This is a genomic window from Bacillus cereus group sp. MYBK195-1 (genome assembly GCF_051916605.1).
In the GTDB taxonomy this organism is placed as follows: Bacteria; Bacillota; Bacilli; order Bacillales; family Bacillaceae_G; genus Bacillus_A; species Bacillus_A cereus.
The window spans coordinates 431732-451084 of sequence record NZ_JBQAGZ010000001.1 but is presented as its reverse complement, the minus strand read 5'-3'; the positions used below and the strand labels follow the sequence as shown (position 1 = coordinate 451084).

The window sequence follows — 19353 nt, the reverse complement described above, 5'->3', positions numbered from 1 at the left end:
TTTCAACGCTATGCGTTTGAAAGTTTCACTATATAATTTCACCTTGTTACATGAAATCATACGGTGAAATGTTTTCCACGTCCATTTCCTCGCCATTAACTGTGACCATCTGTACTTCTCCTTGTGATTCTTGCAAGCGACTAGCTAAGGTTGTTTGACGCATTGCATCATCAAGGCGATTTACACCAGATTGGAAAGCTGCTTCCTCTCCGCAAATAATAAGGAACTTCTTACTTCTTGTAATGCCCGTGTAAATTAAATTACGACGTAACATACGGTTGTAACTTTTCACGATTGGCATAATAACAATCGGAAATTCACTACCTTGTGATTTATGAATGGAACAACAATATGCATGCGTAATTTGATTTAAATCGGGCTTCGTATACGTTACCTCAATTCCGTCAAATGAAACGATAATCATATCTTGTTGCTCAACGTTTTCTTTCGCATAAAACACCGAAACAATTTCCCCAATATCACCATTAAACACTTGGCTCTCCGGCTGATTCACGAGTTGCAGTACTTTATCGCCTCTTCGGTACACAACATCACCGTAAGCAATTTCTTTACTCTTTTCCCTCTTCGGATTAAATACTTGTTGCAGCGCTTCGTTTAATACATTAATACCAGCAGGCCCGCGGTACATCGGTGCTAATACTTGTACATCTCTTGCGCTAAAGCCTTTTGTTTTAGCATTTTCACAAACTTTTTTCACAACCTCAACAATTTGAGATCCTGTACAGCCGATAAATGAACGATCTTTTTGATTTTGTGCTAAATCTGGTGGTAGAGTTCCATTTTTTATCGCATGGGCAAGTTGAATCACTGATGAGCCTTCCGCTTGACGATAAATTTCAGTAAGCTTCACTGTCGGAACTGCGCCTGCATTTAATAAATCTTTTAATACTTGTCCAGGTCCTACAGATGGCAACTGATCTTCATCACCTACAACGATAACTTGAATGTTCGTCGGCAACGACTTAAATAGCTGATTTGCAAGCCAAATATCAACCATTGAAAATTCATCGATAATAAGGAGCTTACCTTGGACAGGATCCGTTTCATTACGCTGGAAAGATCCTTCTGGCGTCCAACCAAGTAAACGGTGAATTGTGCAAGCTGGAAGTCCTGTCGATTCACTCATTCGCTTCGCTGCTCTTCCTGTTGGAGCTGTTAATAGTATTGGAAATGGATTATCATCACTGTATTCATTCGGATTTAACGATAACCCGTGTAGTGATGCATACATTTCAACAATCCCTTTAATAACTGTTGTTTTCCCTGTTCCTGGTCCACCTGTCAATAACATCATCGGTTTATGAAGTGCCGTTTGAATTGCTTCTTGCTGAAACGGTGCATATTGTACGTTCAGTTGTTCTTCAATTTCACCTAACGTTTTTAACACTTCTGCTTCTGGAAATGAAGGTGTTTCTTCTTGATTCATAAGCCTGCGAATAGACTTTACAACACCTTTCTCAGAGTAGAATAACGTTGCTAAATACACTCGTTCTTCTTCTATGATGACTTTCCCTTCACTTTGCATCGTTTCAATACAACCTATAATATCTTCCTCAGTCACTCTTCCTTCTTGATTGTTTAAAAGTGACATCGTTTCTCTTACAAGTTGATCTTTCCTCATATAAACGTGACCAAGTTGTAATGAGACATTCTCTAATGTGTAAAAACATCCTGCGCGTACACGGTCGTCATGATTACCCGATATCCCTAACGCACGCCCTATATCATCCGCTCTTCCAAAACCAATCCCGTCCACTTCTTCGATAAGTTGATACGGATTATTACGAATCACTTCTAATGTCATCTCTTTATATTGCTGGTAAATCTTAATAGAAAGTTTCGTTCCAAAACCGTAGCCATTTAAAAAGCTCATTACTTTCTCTAGCCCTTGATGTTCAACAATTGTCTCATATATTTCCTGAGCCTTTTGTTTATTAACAACACCATTTAATGCCTCAGGGTCATCCATAATTTTAGAAATAGCATGTTCTCCGAGATGGTCCACAATTTTTTCAGCTGTACGCTTTCCTATCCCTTTAAATAAATCACTCGCTAAATATTGCACCATACCTGCTTTTGTTTGCGGCAATTCTTTTTTAAATGTTTCAACCATATATTGTTTTCCATACTTTGGATGGTCCTTAAAATGACCTGTCAATGTAAACACTTCATCTTCATGCATGCGGGGAAAATGACCGTTTATCATTACTTTCTTTTCGTCATACGTTTCATTCGTTTCAATGACTTTCATACTGACAACGGAATAGAGGTTTTCTTCGTTGTGGAAAATGGTATGAAGAACTTGCGCTTTTATAAACTTTTTCTCTTCCTCAAACAAATCCATTGCATGTTGATTTCCCATTTTTCCTCTCCTTTCCGGTATTTTCACTTTAATGAGCAGTACATCCCCCACCTTTTTAGATGAGGGATAACTACCCATTAAACTATATTTTTATCTTATTCAGCTTCTTGCTCTAATAAACGAACGCCATTACCCGCTAAAAAGTGATCTGGCTGAATTTCAGTTGCTTTCTTAAATAAAGCGAGAGCCTTCTCATTATTTTCCTCAAATACGTACGCAACACCTAAATTGTAATACGCATCTGCATGCTCCTCATCCATTTCTAATACCTTTTCAAAATAAGGTTTCGCCTCTTGAACGTGTTCTAGTCGCGCGAAGCAAAGTCCGCACTGGAATACAGCTTCTACATCGTTTTCATCTAATTCTGTTGCTCTTTGTAAGAATGGTAGTGCAAGACGATCATTTCCAAGCTGTACATGTGTGATACCTAACATAAATGTTACATCAGCTGATTGTAATCCAGCTTGCATTGCTTGTTCAAATACAGCTTTCGCTTCAGTAAATTGCTCTTGGCCATAATATACATTTCCTAAACCATAATAGGCTGCTGCAGATTTATCATCTAACTCTAGTGCACGTTTATAAAATAAAATCGCTCGCTCGCTATCACCTAATACGTCTAATAAATTTGCAAAATTAATGTACCCAAGCGCATCTTTCGGATTTTCTTCGATTGCTTCTGTAAAATTTTTAGCTGCTTCTTCCCAGTTTCCTTCTTGCATATATTGAATACCTGTTTCAAGTTTGTTTGACATGTCCTTCACCTCTACAACAAATTATAACAAAGAATGTATTTTCCAAGCGAACGAAAATTCGCTTTATGTAAAAGAAACCTCTAACCGCTAATCGGCAGAGGCTTCTCATTTATCCTAAATAATCCAATTTCTTACCACTACGGTACACTTCATCAATTGTAGCACCGCCTAAGCACTCATCTCCATCATAGAAAACGACTGCTTGTCCTGGTGTAATTGCACGAATTGGCTCATCACAAAGAATACGAACTGTATTTTCATCAACGATTTGAACCGTTACTTTATTGTCTTCTTGACGATAACGGAATTTCGCCGTGCACTTAAATTCTGTTTCTTTTTCTTTGTTACTTACCCATCCTACATTCGTAGCAATAACTTCATCACCATATAGAAGTTCGTTATGGAATCCTTGATCAACATATAAAATGTTTTCTTTTAGATTTTTCCCAACAGCAAACCATGGATCACCATTACCACCAATTCCAAGGCCATGACGTTGTCCAATTGTATAATACATTAAACCGTCATGCTTCCCTTTCACTTCACCAGATAATGTTTGCATTACACCTGGTTGTGCCGGTAAGTAGTTACTTAAGAAATCTTTAAAGTTACGCTCACCAATGAAGCAAATACCTGTACTATCTTTTTTCGCCGCTGTCGCTAAGCCAGCTTCTTTCGCCATTTCACGAATTTGCGGTTTCTTTAATTCACCTAACGGGAACATTGTTTTTGATAATTGCTCTTGGCTTAATTGATTTAAGAAATATGTTTGATCTTTATTGTCATCAACACCGCGAAGCATTTTATATTCGCCGTCCATATAAGCAACGCGTGCATAATGGCCTGTTGCCACATAATCCGCACCAAGCGCAATTGCATGCTCTAAAAATGCTTTAAATTTAATTTCTTTATTACACATTACATCTGGGTTTGGTGTACGACCAGCTCGGTACTCATCTAAGAAGTACGTAAATACTTTATCCCAGTATTGTTTTTCAAAGTTTACTGCATAATACGGAATACCAATTTGGTTACACACTTCAATTACATCATTGTAATCTTCTGTTGCTGTGCAGACACCATTCTCATCTGTATCATCCCAGTTTTTCATAAAAATTCCGATTACATCATAACCTTGCTCTTTTAATAAAAGTGCTGCTACAGATGAATCGACGCCACCGGACATTCCGATGACAACGCGTGTTTCGTGAGGTAGTTTGTTCATCATGTCACCTCCCATGCTAATTTTGTGTTAATCGCTTCACGATTTTCACTGTTTCGTACGCCGCTTTTTCAATTTGCTCTTTCGTATTTCCAAGTCCAAAACTAAAGCGTACGGATGAACGTATTTGATCGGAGTCTTTTCCAAACATCGCTACTAATACATGTGATGGATCAATCGAACCAGCTGTACAAGCAGAACCACTTGATACTGCAATGCCAGCTAAGTCTAAGTTCACAAGGAAAGGTTCAATGTTCATTCCTGTAAAACTTACATTAAGTACATGCGGTAAGCGATGTTCTAAGTTTCCGTTTACCTCGAAAGTAATGCCTTCATTTTTGAAGACAGATACCATTATATCTTTAAACTCTTCATATTGGACATTTTTTTGCTCACGAGTTTTTTCAGCTATAAGAATTGCATACTGAAGCCCAGCAATACTAGGCACATTTTCCGTACCAGCACGGCGTTTTCTTTCTTGCTCTCCGCCTATTAATAACGGTTCAAATTTCACATTTGCACCAGCGTATAAGAAACCTACACCTTTTGGCCCGTTAATTTTATGAGCTGAAATTGATAATAAATCAATACCAAACTCTTTCACATTAATTTCTACTAAACCGTAAGCTTGTACCGCATCTGTATGGAAATACGCTTGATGCTCTTTTAACAGCTTTCCTATTTCCACAATCGGTTGCATCGTCCCTACTTCATTATTCCCAAACATAACAGATACAAGAATCGTCTCTTCTGTTAATGCCTTTTGTATGTCAGAAACTTGAATGCGCCCGGTTTCATCGACAGGTAAATATGTCACTTCAAACCCTTCACGCTCTAACAATTCGCACGTATGCAAAATCGCATGATGTTCAATTTGCGTCGTTATAATGTGGTTACCTTTATGACGGTTCGCACGTGCTACACCGATAAGCGCTAAATTATCAGCTTCTGTACCACCGCTCGTAAATATAATTTCATTCGGATTCGCATGAATGCTGCGTGCACACACTCTTCTCGCCTCATCTACTGTGTGACGAGTTTGACGTCCATAAAAGTGAATACTAGACGGGTTCCCGAATATTTCTGTCATATATGGAATCATCTTTTCGACCACTTCTGGGTGAGTCGGAGATGTCGCAGCATGATCTAAGTAAATGCGTTCCATTAAATCTCCTTCTTTCCAAATCGTTTCACAAGGAATTAAATGTAAAACATATAGCCCCCGTGATTTTCTTCCTCATAACGTACTAAATCTTCTAACGTTGTACTATCTAACACTTCTTGCACCGCATCACGAACACGCATCCATAACTGGCGCTGCGCTGGCTCTTCTTCTTCTATCATTTCTACAACACTAATCGGTCCCTCTAATACACGGATTACATCCCCAGCTGTAATGTTAGCCGGTTGATCAGATAATACATATCCGCCATATGCCCCGCGCGTACTCTTTACAAGACGAGCGTTACGAAGTGGTGAAATTAATTGCTCTAAGTAATGCTCAGATAAGTCATGCGCCTGCGCAATTGATTTTAATGAAATCGGACCTTCACCAAACTTTTTTGCAAGATCAATCATAATTGTTAAGCCATAGCGGCCTTTCGTTGAAATTTTCATCTATTTTGCACCTCTTTTCAAATTTTCACTTCTATTGGTTATATCTTATTTATAAAAAGAACACAATTTAAAATCCTATGAAATTATAGCATAATATAGTATTATAAGAAATTTCAACTTGTGTATCAAAATGATAACATAAAATCACATTGAAAAACTCGGAAATTATTACAATTGAAAGAAAAATGAAAATATTATCCTTCATTTTTCCCATAAAACAGCATCCTATTTCAAATTTCGTAGAAAAAAATGATACGATAGAACGAGATTATATATTAAGGGAGACGGTCCAAATGAAACAACCACTCGCACATCGAATGCGCCCTACAAATATTCAAGAAATTATTGGGCAACAACATTTAGTTGGTGAAGGAAAGATTTTATGGCGAATGGTCCAAGCCAATCATTTTCAATCTATGATTTTATACGGTCCTCCAGGTACAGGAAAAACATCCATTGCCAGTGCAATTGCTGGAAGTACCGGTACCCCGTTTCGTCTATTGAACGCTGTTACTCACAATAAAAAAGATATGGAAGTTGTCGTGCAAGAAGCGAAGATGCATCGACACCTCGTTTTAATTTTAGATGAAGTTCACCGTCTAGATAAAGCAAAGCAAGACTTTCTATTACCTCACTTAGAAAGCGGACTTCTTACTTTAATTGGTGCAACGACAAGTAATCCATTCCATGCAATAAACTCCGCTATTCGAAGCAGGTGTCAAATTTTCGAATTACACGCACTAACAGAAGATGATATTTTAATTGGGTTAAAAAGAGCTTTAGAAGATAAAGAAAAAGGCCTTGGAGAATATGCTGTAACGGTAACAGATGAAGCACTACATCACTTTGCAAATGCCTCTGGTGGTGATATGCGTTCCGCTTATAACGCACTTGAGCTTGCTGTATTATCTAGCTTTACTACAGACGATCAAGCGGCTGAAATCACACTCGAGATTGCGGAAGAATGCTTACAAAAGAAGAGCTTCGTTCACGACAAAGGCGGCGATGCTCATTATGACGTATTATCAGCATTTCAAAAATCAGTGCGCGGAAGTGATGTAAATGCAGCGCTCCATTATTTAGCACGCCTTATTGAAGCAGGTGATTTACAAAGTATTGGCAGACGCCTTCTTATTATGGCTTATGAAGATATTGGACTTGCTAGCCCACAAGCTGGACCACGTACACTAGCTGCAATTGAATCAGCTGAACGAGTTGGATTCCCAGAAGCACGCATCCCACTTGCAAATGCCGTTATCGAGCTATGCTTATCACCAAAATCAAATTCAGCTTATAAAGCACTTGATGCTGCATTACACGATTTACGCAACGGTCAAACAGGTGACATTCCAAGCCATTTAAAAGATAGTCATTACAAAGGCGCAGAATCACTTGGAAGAGGCATTGGATATTTATATCCACACGACCATCCAAATGGCTGGGTAAGGCAACAATACTTACCTGATAAAATAAAAAACAAGCAATATTATAAACCGAAAACGACAGGGAAATTTGAGCAAGCCCTTTCTACTGTTTATGAAAGATTACAAACTTCGAATAAAACGAAAAATAAAGGGTAACATAAACGAAAACGTCACCATTATGGAGGCTTCGCTTATGAAAACACGTCAAGATGCATGGACAAAAGAAGATGATCTCCTTTTAGCAGAAACTGTTTTACGACATATTCGCAGCGGAAGTACACAAATAAAAGCATTTGATGAAGTCGGCGATACGTTGAACCGGACTTCAGCAGCTTGCGGCTTTAGATGGAATGCTGAAGTAAGGCCGAATTACGAAGATGCTGTGCAGCTTGCGAAGAAACAACGTAAAGAATTAAAGCGCTCTGAAGCTAAAATAGAAAAAAATCAGTTCACGAAAACGAAACAACTCGTAATCGATGCTGAGTTTTCTGAAGATATTACGCCAAGTAAACAAGAACTTACGATGCAAAATGTCATCTCATTTTTGCAAAACTTGGAGCATAATAACCCTTCACTCGCAAAGTTGCAAACTGAAAATGATGTATTACAAGCTCAGCTCACTTCTCTGCAAAAAACGAATCATGAACTTGAAACGAAATTAGCGGTACTCACAAAAAAACAACAAGCAATCGAAGAAGATTACGCGATGCTTGTTCGAATTATGGATCGTGCTCGAAAACTTGTTTCAGTCGAAGAGCAAGAAGAGCAAATTGCCCCGATTTTCAAAACAGATCAAAATGGAAATTTAGATATTATTTATTCTGCAGAGAATTAAAAACAGGGATGTCACTTTTTTGACTAAGTGACATCCCTGTTTGTTTCTTTGGTGGAGAGTATATATGTATGTGTCGGTAAATGAAATTACACCGACGATTTTTCAAATATATCTATCGTAACTCAAAATATATCAACGATTTTTTTAATATATCGATGATTCGACAAGGAATATCCCTCCCTATCACACAAGAAAACTCTCGGTATAGATTAGATATTTTTTACTAAAATGTTATTATAAACATATACATTTTAAGGGCGATGGTTGCTATTTCATTAATAGTCTTCAAAATAACACTCGGTATTCTCGTTCTAATATTAGGTCTTTTTACCATTAAGAGTTTAAAAAAGATTTCCGCCTATAAGTCGGATAAATACGATTATTCTTTATTAGGATTACTTACATTCGAATTATTAGTATTGCAAATATCTGCAATTCTTTAAAACATAATAGAAAAAGCATATACCCTTGACGGATATATGCTTTCTTTTTATTCTTGCCCTACACGCTTCACTTCAACGTTTTTAATACGTTCACGTACAACGTGACTTGCCATGATTAAGCCTGCCACAGATGGTACGAATGCATTTGATGAAGGCGGTAATTTCGCTTTACGAATTTTTGCATTTTCGTCTGGTACGATTTCTTTACGTACCTCTTCACGAATTACGATTGGGTTTTCGTCAGAGAAGACAACTTTTACACCTTTTTTAATACCCTCTTTACGAAGCTTCGTACGAATGACTTTCGCAATTGGATCTGTATGTGTTTTAGAAATGTCCGCAATACGGAAACGAGTTGGATCCATTTTATTTGCTGCACCCATACATGAGATAATTTTAATTTTACGACGTAAACATTGTTTAATTAAATGGATTTTGAACGTAATCGTATCAGATGCATCCACTACGAAATCTAAACCGTGCTTAAAGAACTCTTCATATGTTTCATCTGTATAAAACATTTCAAGTCCAATTACTTCACACTCTGGGTTAATGTCTGCGATACGCTCTTTCATTAATTCTACTTTTGAACGTCCTACAGTAGATACTAAAGCGTGAATTTGACGGTTTACGTTTGTAATATCTACAACGTCTTTATCAACTAATACAAGACGTCCAACGCCAGAACGTGCTAACGCTTCAGCTGCAAAAGAGCCTACGCCGCCAATTCCTAAAATACCGACTGTACTATTTTTTAATATTTCAAGTCCTTCTTTACCGAAGGCTAATTCATTACGTGAAAATTGATGTAACATTCAGCTCTACACTCCTATTACAAAAATGGTCTACCATGTATTCTAGCGTTTTTCCGACTATTTGTATAGAAAAAGTTATAGAATTCCTAAAAATACATATTTCGATAATGAAAACATAGTGTAAACCGGTCTTTTTTTACTTCCTTTCAATACACGTTTAAAAAGGAGGATTTAGAGAACCGAGCAGATCGAGGCGCTGAAGCCAGGAGGAGCGCAGTGTAGAAATACTACTCGAGCACCGAACTGGCGAAGCAACGATGAGATGCGACAGTTATCTAAACCGGACTTTTTAAACAACCTCTCAAAAAAAGTCTAGATGGTATTAGTATAACCATCTAGACCCTATTCTTACTTCTCTTCTTTTAAGCTTAATTTTAAGTTTAACTCTTCAAGCTGTGCTTCTGCAACTGGGCTTGGAGCTTCTGTTAATAAGCAGCTTGCGCTTGCTGTTTTCGGGAATGCAATTGTATCACGAAGGTTCGTACGGCCTGCAAGCAGCATAACAAGACGATCTAAACCTAATGCAATACCGCCGTGTGGTGGTGTACCGTATTCGAATGCTTCTAATAAGAATCCGAATTGCTCTTGCGCTTCTTCTTGTGAGAATCCAAGTGCTTTGAACATTTTTTCTTGTACGTCACGCTCGTAAATACGAAGTGATCCACCACCAAGCTCATAACCGTTTAATACAAGGTCATATGCTTGTGCACGTGCTTTTTCTGGTGCTGTTTCTAGTAACTCAACGTCTTCAAGGAATGGCATTGTGAATGGGTGGTGAGCTGCGAAGTAACGATCTGCATCTTCATCGTACTCAAGAAGTGGCCAATCCGTTACCCATAGGAAATTAAATTTACTTTCATCAATTAACTCAAGCTCTTTACCTAGACGTAAACGAAGTGCGCCTAAGCTATCTGCAACAACGCTCTTCTTATCTGCTACGAATAGTAATAAGTCGCCAGCAGTAGCTTCTAATGTGCTCATTAACACATTTGCATCTTCTTCACCGAAGAATTTTGCAATCGGTCCTTTTAAACCGTCTTCTTCAACTTTAAGCCAAGCTAGACCTTTTGCACCGTATACTTTCACGAATTCAGTTAATGCATCGATGTCTTTACGAGAATATTTACTTGCAGCACCTTTTGCATTGATTGCTTTTACTTGTCCGCCGCTTTCTACAGCACTTGTAAACACTTTAAAGCCACAACCTGCTGCAAACTCAGATAAGTCTGTTAGTTCCATTTCAAAGCGTGTATCTGGCTTATCAGAACCGTAGCGAGCCATTGCATCAGCATATTTCATACGAGGGAATGGTGCACTAACTTCTACACCTTTTGCATCCTTCATAACTTTCGTCATCATACGCTCCATCATATCTAAAATTTCATCTTGTGTTAAGAATGAAGCTTCGATATCAATTTGCGTGAATTCCGGTTGACGATCCGCACGTAAATCTTCATCACGGAAACAACGTGCTACTTGATAGTAACGCTCAAATCCGCCGACCATAAGAAGCTGTTTAAATAACTGTGGTGACTGTGGTAGTGCATAGAATTCACCATCATGCACACGACTTGGTACTAAATAGTCACGAGCTCCTTCTGGCGTGCTTTTCGTTAAAATTGGTGTTTCTACTTCTAAGAACTCTTCTGTGTCTAAGAAGTTACGAATTGTTTTCGTTACGTCATGACGCATTTTGAATGTGTTAAACATTACTGGGCGACGTAAGTCTAAATAACGATATTTTAAACGCACATCTTCTGATGCATCTGTATCATCAGCAATGATGATTGGCGTTGTTTTCGCTGCATTTAGTACATTTACTTTTGTTGCTTGTACTTCAATACGACCAGTTGCCATATTGTCATTAATTGCGCCTTCACCACGTTCAACAACTGTACCTTCTACGTGTAATACGTATTCGCTACGAATTGTTTCTGCTACTTCTAACGCTTCTTTTGATGTTTCTGGGTTAAATACAACTTGCACGATACCTGTACGGTCACGTAAGTCGATAAAGATTAATCCACCTAAGTCACGGCGTTTTTGTACCCAACCTTTTAATTGAACTGTTTGTCCAACAGCTTCTACTGTTACTTTTCCACATGCATGTGTTCTTTCAGCCACTGTAAGTTCCCCCTATATTAATTTCTCTGCTACGTATGAAGCAAATACATCTAACGCTACTTCTTCTTGTTCACCTGTTGCCATATCTTTTAAGTTAATGATGCCTTTATCTAGCTCATCTTCTCCTAATACAGCTACAAATTTCGCCTTTAGACGATCTGCTGATTTAAATTGTGCTTTCATTTTACGATCTAAATAATCTTTTTCAACTGACAATCCAGCTTTACGAAGATCGAACGCAACTTTTGCAGCATGGTCTTTCGCTTTTTCGCCAAGCGCCACAACGTAACAATCAATACTATGTTCAAGTGGTAATTCGATGTTTTCAGCTTTTAGCGCCATAATTAAACGTTCAATACTCATTGCAAAACCGATACCTGGCATTTCTGGTCCACCGATTTCTTGTACAAGTCCGTTATAACGGCCACCACCGCTTAATGTAGTGATCGCACCGAAACCTTCTGCCTCACTCATAATTTCAAAAACAGTGTGTTGGTAGTAGTCTAAACCACGCACTAAGTTCGGATCTTTTTCAAACGGAACATCCATCATCGTTAATAGTTCTTGAACTTTGTCGTAGTATATTGCTGAATCTTCGTTTAAGTATTCTGTAATAGATGGTGCTGTTCCCATTAATTCATGGTTACGGTCCTTCTTACAGTCTAAAATTCGAAGTGGGTTCTTTTCTAAGCGAGATTGACAGTCAGAACAGAATTCGCCGATACGTGGCTCAAAGTGTGCGATTAATGCATCACGGTGCGCTTGACGGCTCGCTGCGTCACCTAAACTGTTTAATACAACTTTAATATTTTTTAAGCCCATGCCGCGGTAAAATTCAACAGCAAGTGCAATTACTTCTGCATCAATTGCAGGGTCATTACTGCCGATTGCTTCGATACCGAATTGTACGAATTGACGATAGCGACCTGCTTGTGGTCTTTCATAACGGAACATTTGACCGATATAGTATAATTTCGTTGGTTGTGTTGCATCACCAAACATTTTATTTTCAACGTAAGAACGTACAACAGGTGCAGTACCTTCTGGACGTAATGTTAAGCTGCGCTCTCCACGATCTTGGAATGAGTACATTTCTTTTTGTACGATATCTGTCGTATCACCAACACCGCGTAAAAATAGCTCAGTGTGCTCAAAAATTGGTGTACGAATTTCTTTATAATTGTAACGACGGCAAATTTCGCGTGCTTGCCCTTCGATATACTGCCATAACTCAACAGTGCCTGGAAGAATATCTTGCGTTCCGCGTGGGATTTGAATAGACATATTCAGTTCCTCCTCAAATTGTTTTAATCTTAATAAAAATAAAAAAACTCCCGCCTCTACTGTTTAAACAGTAGGGACGAGAGTATTATACCCGTGGTGCCACCCTAATTGAAGCACGTATGCTTCCACTTTTTTAATAACGCTTAAATGTGCGTTCATCCCTACTAAGCGTATATGCCGTTCAAGTTGAAACCTCTAGAGTGTCATTCAATCAGTCATCATGCAGAAATGTTTTCAGCCTAAGACATTCCTTCTCTTTCCATGTGTGTCTCATTTACTCTTCTCTATCAACGGTTATATTCATATGTAAATATAAAATTACTATACGTTTGTTAAGTAGGATTGTCAAGTGCTCTAAGAACGTTCAATCTGCTTCTTTAAACGCTTTACATCTTGAAGAGAAATCCCAAACTCGGAAGCAAGCTCCATTGAAGTATTGTTTTGCTCTTTTGAAATAAAATCATGAAAATTCACGTTAAATAGTTGATTTGCACCATTTGTAACAGAATGCCCTTTTTCATTCATACGCATACGTATATCCCTCACATTCAATATGGATGTTTTACTTTTTATTGTTCCATATTGATGGGAGAGTTATACATAACCGAAACTGCTATTGATTCCAAATAAATGAACAAAACATACAACAATGTATAAAAAAGAGAGGATTATATAACCCTCTCTTTTTTATCAACACTATTTACTTTCTACAATTAAGGTCACCGGACCATCATTGATTAAAGAAACATCCATCATTGCTCCGAACTTCCCTGTTTCCACATGTAATCCTTGTTTACGAACTTCTTCATTAAAGAAATCGTATAAACGCTCTGCATAATCAGGTTTCGCAGCATCCATAAAGTTTGGACGTCTTCCCTTGCGGCAATCTCCGTATAATGTGAATTGCGAAATAGATAGAACTTGTCCTTCTACATCAAGTACAGAATGATTCATCTTTCCACTCTCATCTTCAAAAATACGTAAGTTTGCAATTTTTTCCGCAATGTAAGTTGCATCTTTTTCTGTATCTTCGTGCGTAATGCCAACTAGTAATGTTAAACCGAACGGAATTTGTCCTACGATCTCACCGTCTACTGTGACAGACGCTTTCTTTGATCGTTGTAAAACAACTCTCATCTTTCTACACTCCCTATTAATGCATCATGCGTCGTACTGCATAAATTTCTGGAACGCGTTTAATGCGTTCTACTACTTTTTTCAAGTGTTGTAAGTTACGAATCGAGATTGACATATTAATTGTTGCCATCTTATTACGGTCACTTCTACCAGAAACAGCTGAAATGTATGTTTTCGTCTCTGTAACAGCTTGCAGTACTTCATTTAATAAACCGCGGCGATCGTAACCTGAAATTTCAATATCAACGTTATACTCTATTTCTTTTTCAGGGCTACCTTCCCACTCAACTTCTAATAAACGTTCTATCGCTTCTTCTGTATGAACATTTACACAATCACGGCGGTGAATCGATACACCTCGGCCTTTGGTAATATACCCAACGATATCATCACCCGGAACTGGGTTACAGCATTTCGATAAACGGATTAATAAATTATCAGCACCGCTTACCTTTACACCAGAATCCCATTTTCGAATTTTCATCGGTTTACGAACTTCTTTAACTTCAACAATTTCTTCTTCTTCGCGTTGCTTGCGGAACTTGTCCGTTAGTCGCGTAACAATTTGCGAAGCTGTAATTCCGCTATATCCAACTGCTGCAAACATATCTTCTTCATTTGCAAAGTTAAATTTCTCAGCGACGCGTTTTAAGTTATCAGGCGCTAATACTTCTTTCATCTCATACTCTAGACCACGTACTTCCTTTTCAACAAGTTCACGGCCTTTTTCAATATTTTCGTCTCTACGTTGTTTCTTAAAGAATTGACGAATTTTATTTTTCGCATGAGATGTTTGAGCAAGTTTTACCCAATCTTGACTTGGGCCATATGAATGTTTCGACGTTAAAATTTCAATGATATCGCCTGTTTTTAATTTATAATCCAGCGTCACCATTTTCCCGTTTACTTTTGCACCAATTGTTTTATTCCCAATTTCCGAATGGACACGATACGCGAAATCAATTGGAACCGATCCAAGTGGTAATTCCATTACATCGCCTTTCGGTGTAAAGACGAATACCATGTCAGAGAATAAATCAATTTTTAATGACTCCATAAATTCTTCTGCATTAGAAGTTTCATTTTGCCATTCTAATATTTGACGGAACCACGTGAGTTTCTTCTCTAATGTACCTGTTGTTTCTGCTGTTTTTCCTTCTTTGTATGCCCAGTGTGCCGCGATCCCGAATTCTGCAATTTCGTGCATTTCTTTCGTACGAATTTGCACTTCAAGCGGATCACCTTTCGGTCCAATTACAGTCGTATGAAGAGATTGATATAGATTTGCTTTTGGCATTGCAATATAATCTTTAAAACGACCTGGCATCGGCTTCCAGCACGTATGAATAATTCCAAGCACTGCATAACAATCTTTAATACTATTTACAACGACACGTACAGCTAATAAATCATAAATTTCATTGAACTGTTTATTTTGCAGTGCCATTTTACGATAAATACTGTAAATATGTTTCGGTCTTCCAGAGATCTCAGGTTGAATTGCAACTTCTTTTAATTTCTCACGAATACCAGTCATTACTTCGTCTAAATATTCTTCACGTTCTGCACGTTTACGCTTCATTAAATTTACAATACGATAATATTGTTGTGGATTTAAATAGCGAAGTGACGTATCCTCTAGCTCCCATTTAATAGTACTAATTCCGAGTCTATGTGCTAAAGGTGCAAAGATTTCTAGCGTTTCATTCGCTATGCGACGCTGCTTCTCTTGAGGCAAATGTTTCAATGTACGCATGTTATGAAGACGATCAGCTAGTTTAATTAAAATAACTCGAATATCTTGAGCCATTGCAATAAACATTTTGCGATGGTTTTCTGCTTGTTGTTGTTCGTGAGATTTATATTTGATCTTCCCAAGCTTCGTAACACCATCAACAAGCATAGCAATTTCTTTGTTAAATTCCCGTTCAATATCTTCTAACGTAATCTCTGTATCTTCCACTACATCATGTAAGAAACCTGCTGATACCGTAGCTGGATCCATGTGTAAATCAACTAAAATACCTGCAACTTGAATTGGATGAATAATATACGGTTCACCCGATTTTCTGTATTGTTCGCTATGCGCATCGCGTGCATATTCATAGGCACGTGCTACTAGCTCAATATCTTCATCCACTAAATATTGACTTGCTTTCTCGAGTACCTGTTCAGCTGTTAGTACCTGCTCATTTGCCATCGAATCACCTTTTATTGAAAATTGACTTTATCTTTATTTAATAGAATAAATTATATTCTATCATTATAACCCAATGATTGTGAATTGTGAAAAGGAAAAGATTTTACTGACATTTCACCATGATTTTTTGTTCAATTATACAAAAGTACCCGCTCCTCTCCAAGAGATTCACGGGTACTTTTTATCACCGTAGTTTTACCTATATAGTGATTAGTATTTTTCTAATACTAATACATCGTAACCATCTAACATTTTACGACCATCTAAGTAAGTAAGCTCTACTAAGAATGCAATCCCTGCTACAACTCCGCCAAGTTCTTCAACTAGCTTAATTGTCGCTTCGATAGTTCCACCTGTAGCTAATAGGTCATCTGTAATTAATACGCGTTGACCTGGCTTAATTGCATCTTTATGGATTGTTAAAACATCTTTACCATATTCTTTACCGTAGTCAACTGTAATTACTTCACGTGGTAATTTTCCTAATTTACGAACTGGCGCAAATCCTACTTCTAACGCATAAGAAACTGGGCAACCGATAATGAAACCACGAGCTTCTGGTCCTACTACAACATCGATATCTCTTTCTTTTGCGTATTCAACGATTGCATCTGTTGCTGCTTTGTATGCTTTACCGTCATTCATTAAAGGTGTAATGTCTTTAAACACAATACCTTCTTTCGGATAATCCGGTACAATTGCGATATGTTGCTTGAAATCCATATTTCTGAATCCTCCTCAGATCTAAAAGGTTTGTAAATACAAATCCTTTACCCTAACTGTTCTACTTCTTTATGATTACGAATCGTTTCAAACCATGTATATAGTTGCTGATATGTGCTATAAACCAATTCTTTTTCTAATTGTAAGTGGTTCATTTTCTCACGATATGTGTTCGATTCAATTAAATCACGCTTTTGTTTTTTGTCTGCCATAAAAATGACGCCATCTTTTATTGTAACAAATTCTAACTCAAAAAACACCTGTGTCATGAAATTTACTGTATCTTTTGACCAACCTTTATGACGACATAGTTGTTCTCCATATTGTCTTAAAGAAAATGGTGTTTTTTGGCTTAAGAAAGAATAGTACCATTTAAAGTGTTCTCTCGTCGGAACTGTACTAAATAAGTGGTTATTCTCTTGATAAAATAGCGTATAAATTCGCGCTGGGAATCCTACCTTAAATAGCTCACGTAATTCATCTGTTCCTTTTGGTAAATCAAGTAACACGATATATTGATCATCTAAATGCGTTACTTCTGAAGCATGCATGAGCTTTTCTTTATAGCTCTCTAAAGAAAATTTATTCAATACCTCTTCAGAAAAATACACCATTGTTATTTTTTCTTTCGGAAGTTCTGCTAAATTTGCTTCTGCATTACGCATACTACGCCAATCAAATAATTGCCACGCCTCTACAGCAATATCTTGTACCATTAGTTGTGGCTTCTTAAAGTTATTCCATTCATTAATAGACGCTTCTCCTATTACAGATACTTTTGCAACTGGAGAGATTTCTTTCGCATATGCACCAAAACCAAATCCAATTGTATCCAGTGTTGCTTGTCCATCACGAAGAGCCATTTTTAAATGAGAGCCATCTGATCCGATTGCGCGAATGCTTTCTAACTCTGCATCTTTTACTGCAATACGTGGTTTCGGATTTCCAATACCAAACGGGGCTAGTTTTTGCATATCTTCAATTGCCGCTAACGTTACATCCTCTACTTTGCAAAAAACATCAACTGCTGTAATTGGAATAAAATCTTCGTCTGTTAAAATTGCATCTGCTTGTTCATTTAAGCGGCGACGTAATTCATCTACATCATTCATATGTAGCGTCATTCCCGCTGCCATCGGATGCCCTCCGAAGTGTGGTAATAACTCTCTACAATCTGATAAATTTGCAAACAAATCAAATCCTGCAATACTACGTGCTGAGCCTTTTGCTGTTTCTTTTATAGGATCAATGCTTAATACAATCGTCGGACGATAAAAACGTTCAACTAATTTAGAAGCAACAATTCCAATTACCCCTGGGTTCCAGCCTTCTTTTGCAAGTACTAATACTTTATTTTCTTCTGGTGGGAAGTTATTTTCCACTTCAGCGATAGCCTCTTCTGTAATTTGCTTTACAATATCTTTTCGCAGTTTGTTCAGCTCATCAATTTCTTCAGCTAGCTCTTTCGCTTCCTCTGGATCATCTGATAATAAAAGGTGTACAGCCGGCGCTGCATCTTCTAAACGCCCGACCGCATTAATACGAGGTGCAATTGAGAAACCAATACTCTCTTCGGTAATTTCACTTTGCGAAACGTTAGCAACTTTAAACAATGCCTTCAAACCAATATTTCTCGTCATACGCATATGTTTTAAACCGCGTTTCACTAGCAACCTATTTTCACCATGAAGTGATACTAAATCGGCTACTGTACCAATTACTGCAATCTCTAATAAATGTTCTGGTACACGGCCTAATAGTGCATGCGCAACTTTAAACGCAACACCTACACCAGCTAAATAGTGAAACGGATATACGCCACCTTCTAATTTCGGATGTATAATCGCAAGTGCTTCTGGCAATTCTGGCGGTGGCTCATGGTGATCTGTAATAATTAGATCTATTCCAAGCTCTTTCGCTACATTTGCTTCATGTACTGCTGCGATGCCAGTGTCGACAGTAATAATCAGTGAGAACCCTGCGCTATGCGCCCAACGAAACGCTTCTTCGTTCGGTCCATACCCTTCTGTAAAACGATTTGGAATGTAAAATTCTACTTCTGCACCTAATTCTTGAAGAGCAAGATATAAAACCGTCGTACTACTTACTCCGTCCGCATCGTAATCACCAAATATTAATATTTGCTCTCCATTTTGAATGGCCTTATTTACACGTTCTACCGTTCTATCCATTCCTTCTAATAAAAATGGATCATGAAATTCTTGATTTTCTGTATTTAAAAAATCTAAAATCTTATCTTCTGTATCTAGTCCTCTACCGAGGAATAATGAAACGACAAGTGGCGATAACTGTAATTTACTTGCTAATTCACTCACTCGCTCGTCATTATATTCTTTTTCTTTCCAACGCGTCTTCGGTTGTAACACGAAA

Annotated in this window: 15 protein-coding genes and 1 other annotated feature; of the genes, 2 read left to right on the top strand and 13 right to left on the bottom strand. The window is 37.8% G+C overall.

Annotation, left to right across the window (positions count from 1 at the left end):
- Positions 1-46: 46 nt before the first annotated feature.
- The 5 genes from recD2 to cymR all read right to left on the bottom strand — a co-directional run bounded on the left by recD2 (position 47) and on the right by cymR (position 5977).
- Positions 47-2383 carry an SF1B family DNA helicase RecD2 gene (gene recD2, locus ACTFRY_RS02425; RefSeq protein WP_098616175.1) on the bottom strand — a complete coding sequence of 779 codons (2337 nt, stop codon included), beginning with the start codon at positions 2381-2383 and terminating at the stop codon, positions 47-49.
- 95 nt (positions 2384-2478) lie between these two features.
- The gene (locus tag ACTFRY_RS02420; protein WP_000066409.1) at positions 2479-3138 is read right to left on the bottom strand and encodes a tetratricopeptide repeat protein; all 660 of its coding nucleotides are present in this window, start codon (positions 3136-3138) and stop codon (positions 2479-2481) included.
- 109 nt (positions 3139-3247) lie between these two features.
- A complete protein-coding gene (mnmA, locus tag ACTFRY_RS02415; protein ID WP_001038010.1) occupies positions 3248-4363 on the bottom strand; it encodes a tRNA 2-thiouridine(34) synthase MnmA in 1116 nt (371 codons plus the stop codon).
- 16 nt (positions 4364-4379) lie between these two features.
- Positions 4380-5525 carry a cysteine desulfurase family protein gene (locus ACTFRY_RS02410; protein ID WP_098616174.1) on the bottom strand — a complete coding sequence of 382 codons (1146 nt, stop codon included), beginning with the start codon at positions 5523-5525 and terminating at the stop codon, positions 4380-4382.
- 35 nt (positions 5526-5560) lie between these two features.
- Positions 5561-5977 carry a cysteine metabolism transcriptional regulator CymR gene (gene cymR, locus ACTFRY_RS02405; RefSeq protein WP_000704116.1) on the bottom strand — a complete coding sequence of 139 codons (417 nt, stop codon included), beginning with the start codon at positions 5975-5977 and terminating at the stop codon, positions 5561-5563.
- Positions 5978-6270: 293 nt separating this feature from the next.
- On the opposite strand from cymR, the gene ACTFRY_RS02400 reads away from it, so the two are divergent.
- On the top strand, positions 6271-7557 hold the full coding sequence (locus tag ACTFRY_RS02400; protein WP_000812919.1) for a replication-associated recombination protein A: 1287 nt from the start codon (positions 6271-6273) through the stop codon (positions 7555-7557).
- Positions 7558-7594: 37 nt separating this feature from the next.
- Positions 7595-8236, top strand: coding sequence for an RsfA family transcriptional regulator (locus ACTFRY_RS02395; protein ID WP_000857722.1), 642 nt, complete (start codon positions 7595-7597; stop codon positions 8234-8236).
- 490 nt (positions 8237-8726) lie between these two features.
- Here ACTFRY_RS02395 and ACTFRY_RS02390 read toward each other — a convergent pair whose 3' ends face one another.
- From ACTFRY_RS02390 to recJ, 8 genes are all read right to left on the bottom strand, one after another.
- The gene (locus ACTFRY_RS02390; RefSeq protein WP_000903176.1) at positions 8727-9494 is read right to left on the bottom strand and encodes a tRNA threonylcarbamoyladenosine dehydratase; all 768 of its coding nucleotides are present in this window, start codon (positions 9492-9494) and stop codon (positions 8727-8729) included.
- 348 nt (positions 9495-9842) lie between these two features.
- Positions 9843-11618 (bottom strand): aspartate--tRNA ligase, encoded by a 1776-nt coding sequence (gene aspS, locus ACTFRY_RS02385; RefSeq protein WP_098616173.1) that lies wholly within the window; start codon positions 11616-11618, stop codon positions 9843-9845.
- A 12-nt stretch (positions 11619-11630) separates the two neighbouring features.
- On the bottom strand, positions 11631-12902 hold the full coding sequence (gene hisS / locus ACTFRY_RS02380; protein ID WP_000027081.1) for a histidine--tRNA ligase: 1272 nt from the start codon (positions 12900-12902) through the stop codon (positions 11631-11633).
- Positions 12903-12971: 69 nt separating this feature from the next.
- Positions 12972-13202 (bottom strand) — a binding site (T-box leader).
- A gap of 54 nt (positions 13203-13256) precedes the next feature.
- Positions 13257-13433: a hypothetical protein gene (locus ACTFRY_RS02375; RefSeq protein ID WP_001242605.1), complete on the bottom strand. Its 177-nt coding sequence runs from the start codon at positions 13431-13433 to the stop codon at positions 13257-13259.
- 165 nt (positions 13434-13598) lie between these two features.
- Positions 13599-14039, bottom strand: coding sequence for a D-tyrosyl-tRNA(Tyr) deacylase (locus ACTFRY_RS02370; RefSeq protein ID WP_001266965.1), 441 nt, complete (start codon positions 14037-14039; stop codon positions 13599-13601).
- Between the two features lie 16 nt (positions 14040-14055).
- Positions 14056-16239 (bottom strand): GTP diphosphokinase, encoded by a 2184-nt coding sequence (relA, locus tag ACTFRY_RS02365; protein ID WP_001262813.1) that lies wholly within the window; start codon positions 16237-16239, stop codon positions 14056-14058.
- Positions 16240-16449: 210 nt separating this feature from the next.
- Positions 16450-16962 carry an adenine phosphoribosyltransferase gene (locus ACTFRY_RS02360; RefSeq protein ID WP_000346215.1) on the bottom strand — a complete coding sequence of 171 codons (513 nt, stop codon included), beginning with the start codon at positions 16960-16962 and terminating at the stop codon, positions 16450-16452.
- Positions 16963-17009: 47 nt separating this feature from the next.
- On the bottom strand, positions 17010-19349 hold the full coding sequence (gene recJ / locus ACTFRY_RS02355; RefSeq protein ID WP_061664892.1) for a single-stranded-DNA-specific exonuclease RecJ: 2340 nt from the start codon (positions 19347-19349) through the stop codon (positions 17010-17012).
- Positions 19350-19353 lie beyond the last annotated feature (4 nt).

Excerpts from the sequence above, each read along its gene's own strand:
- recD2 (WP_098616175.1), bottom strand. The coding sequence starts at position 2,383 with ATGGGAAATCAACATGCAATGGATTTGTTTGAGGAAGAGAAAAAGTTT.
- ACTFRY_RS02420 (WP_000066409.1), bottom strand. The coding sequence starts at position 3,138 with ATGTCAAACAAACTTGAAACAGGTATTCAATATATGCAAGAAGGAAAC.
- mnmA (WP_001038010.1), bottom strand. The coding sequence starts at position 4,363 with ATGAACAAACTACCTCACGAAACACGCGTTGTCATCGGAATGTCCGGT.
- ACTFRY_RS02410 (WP_098616174.1), bottom strand. The coding sequence starts at position 5,525 with ATGGAACGCATTTACTTAGATCATGCTGCGACATCTCCGACTCACCCA.
- cymR (WP_000704116.1), bottom strand. The coding sequence starts at position 5,977 with ATGAAAATTTCAACGAAAGGCCGCTATGGCTTAACAATTATGATTGAT.
- ACTFRY_RS02400 (WP_000812919.1), top strand. The coding sequence starts at position 6,271 with ATGAAACAACCACTCGCACATCGAATGCGCCCTACAAATATTCAAGAA.
- ACTFRY_RS02395 (WP_000857722.1), top strand. The coding sequence starts at position 7,595 with ATGAAAACACGTCAAGATGCATGGACAAAAGAAGATGATCTCCTTTTA.
- ACTFRY_RS02390 (WP_000903176.1), bottom strand. The coding sequence starts at position 9,494 with ATGTTACATCAATTTTCACGTAATGAATTAGCCTTCGGTAAAGAAGGA.
- hisS (WP_000027081.1), bottom strand. The coding sequence starts at position 12,902 with ATGTCTATTCAAATCCCACGCGGAACGCAAGATATTCTTCCAGGCACT.
- ACTFRY_RS02375 (WP_001242605.1), bottom strand. The coding sequence starts at position 13,433 with ATGCGTATGAATGAAAAAGGGCATTCTGTTACAAATGGTGCAAATCAA.
- ACTFRY_RS02370 (WP_001266965.1), bottom strand. The coding sequence starts at position 14,039 with ATGAGAGTTGTTTTACAACGATCAAAGAAAGCGTCTGTCACAGTAGAC.
- relA (WP_001262813.1), bottom strand. The coding sequence starts at position 16,239 with ATGGCAAATGAGCAGGTACTAACAGCTGAACAGGTACTCGAGAAAGCA.
- ACTFRY_RS02360 (WP_000346215.1), bottom strand. The coding sequence starts at position 16,962 with ATGGATTTCAAGCAACATATCGCAATTGTACCGGATTATCCGAAAGAA.